Annotated in this window: 2 protein-coding genes and 2 pseudogenes; 1 reads left to right on the forward strand and 3 read right to left on the reverse strand. The window is 66.3% G+C overall.

The features are described from left to right. A pseudogene (locus BN903_RS16555) lies at window positions 1-158 on the forward strand (TIGR00269 family protein); the annotation flags it as partial. A 72-nt stretch (window positions 159-230) separates the two neighbouring features. On the opposite strand, the pseudogene ftsZ reads toward BN903_RS16555, so the two are convergent. The 3 genes and pseudogenes from ftsZ to BN903_RS17990 all read right to left on the reverse strand — a co-directional run. Then, window positions 231-1,471, reverse strand: a pseudogene (ftsZ, locus tag BN903_RS06610) (cell division protein FtsZ). 4 nt (window positions 1,472-1,475) lie between these two features. Then, a complete protein-coding gene (locus BN903_RS06615) occupies window positions 1,476-1,655 on the reverse strand; it encodes a ribbon-helix-helix domain-containing protein (RefSeq protein ID WP_048076990.1) in 180 nt (59 codons plus the stop codon). Between the two features lie 215 nt (window positions 1,656-1,870). Then, a partial coding sequence (locus BN903_RS17990; RefSeq protein ID WP_228841044.1) for a zinc ribbon domain-containing protein occupies window positions 1,871-2,245 on the reverse strand: 375 nt, incomplete at its 5' end.

Below are 2,245 nucleotides of genomic sequence, written 5' to 3' on the forward strand. Positions count from 1 at the left end.
CGTACCGCGGGAGCGGCGAGGGCGGCGACGCGAGCGACGCCGGTGACGCCGACGTACCGGACTCGCCCGCCCTCCGCGAGTGCGAGCGCTGCGGCTCACAGACCAGTCGGGACGTCTGTCGGAAGTGCCGGCTACTGGAGTCGATCGAGGCGGTTTAGCCGAAAAACGTTCGTCAGCGGACCGCGTCGAAACGGCGTTCGGCCGTCGGTTCTCCGGAAAACGGGGATGGCTCAGCGAATGACGTCGAGCCCGTTGTTCTTCTCGACCGGCTCGTTGCCGCCGTCGGACTCCCACGCGTTGCGGTCGGTGCCGCCGGAGACCGCCGGCTCGCCTCTGTTGCCGCCGCCCGCGGCCTCGTTCGCTTCGGCCGCGCGCGAACGCGAGTCGCCGAGGTCGTCGATGTCGTCGCCGTTGACCGCGGCGCGCGACTTGTCGGCCTGCTTCTGGGTCAGGGGCCGAGCACCTGCGCGCTCTGGACGCCCGTCATGATCGCCATGACGCGCACCTTGCCCTTGTACTCTTCCTGGATGCGAGCGCCCCAGATCACGTTGGCGCTCGCCTCCAGCCGCTCGGTGATGTTGTTCGCGATCCCCTCGGCCTCCTTCAGGGTGAGGTCCGGGCCGCCCGTGATGTGGACGAGCCCGCCGGAGGCACCGCGGTAGTCGACGTCCAAGAGCGGGTGGTTCATCGCGTCGTTGACCACCTCTTGGGTCTTGTTCTTGTCTTGGGTCTCGCCGACGAGCATCACGGCGACGCCGCCTTGATTCATGATCGTCGACATGTCCGCGTAGTCGAGGTTGATGAGGCTCGGCTGGGTGATCGTCTCCGAGATCCCCTTGACCGTCTCCGCGATGATCTGGTCCATCACGGAGAACGCCTTCCCGATCGGCAGGTTCGGGACGTAATCGAGCAGGCGGTTGTTGTCGAGGACGATGATCGAGTCGGCCTCGTTACGCAAGGTCTCTAGGCCCTCTTCGGCTTTCACCGTGCGGGCGCGCTCGACGTTGAACGGGGTCGAGACCATCCCGACGACGATGGCTCCCTGCTCTTTGGCGATCTTCGAGATGACCGGGGCCGCGCCGGTGCCCGTGCCGCCGCCCATCCCGGCGGTGACGAAGACGAGGTCGGCGTCGCCGAGTACCTCCTTGATCGTCCCTTGGGCCATCTCGGTCGCGCGCTCGCCCATCTTGGGGTCGCCGCCGGCACCGAGCCCCTGCGTGAGCGACTTGCCCACGAGGATCTTGGTGTCGGCCTCGATCATCTTGAGGTGCTGTTTGTCGGTGTTGATCGCGACGGTCTCAGCGCCGTCGACGCCGATGTTGTACAGTCGGTTGACCGTGTTGTTACCGGCACCGCCGGCACCGACGATGACGATTCGGGGGTCCCCGAACTCGTCGTCCTCCATGTCGACGTCCATGTCGCGCTTCTCCGCTTCCGCGTTGTCGAGGGCGTCCTGAACGAGATCTTGCATCTGTTTACACCTTCGCCCAGTTGCGGTTGCGGCCGCGCTCGTCGCGCTCGCCGTCCTGTTCGTTCAACATCTCGCGGACGGCCGACCGGATCGCTTCGCTCCGGTTCGGGAACTCGCCCGTCTCGACCATCTGTTCGACCTCGTCGATCTGCTGTTTCGGGATTCGTAGTGTCACACGCTCCATTGGTATTCCCCCGGTAAGACGGCGGACACGCGACGCGTGTGTCTTACAGCGCGGGACCACCCGGACGCGGGATACCGACCCACGCCGGACGCCGCCTGTAAGACGACCGTCTTACGCGGCTCAACCAATTGATGCTAAACATATAAAACTACCGGCGAGTGTAAGACACTCGGCGAAACGCGCGGCCCGTGGCGTATGACAGGATCCGTGGACGGTCACCGATCGTTCAACACGTCCGCGGCCGGGGTTCGCCGACCGCAGCCGGGGCAAAACGCCCAGTCCGTCCGCAGCTCGTCGCCGCACTCGCAGAACGCCCGATGCGACTGCTTCTCACCGCAGTTCGGGCAGTACACGTGATCCGACGGCACGTTCTCGCCGCACCCGCCGCAGACGTTTTCGCGCGGTTTCGCGCCCGGGCTCTCGCTCGTCTTACGCGCGCTCGGTTCCGCGTCGTCGGCCGTCTCACGCGTCACACTGACGGCCTCTTCGTCCTCGTCTGGTCCGGCGTTCGGCGCATCGAGCGTGACGTTTACGTTGATGTCGCCGGCGTTTCCCGGAGCCGGCCGCGGCACCGCGGCACCGCCCGGCGG

The organism is Halorubrum sp. AJ67 (genome assembly GCF_000513435.1).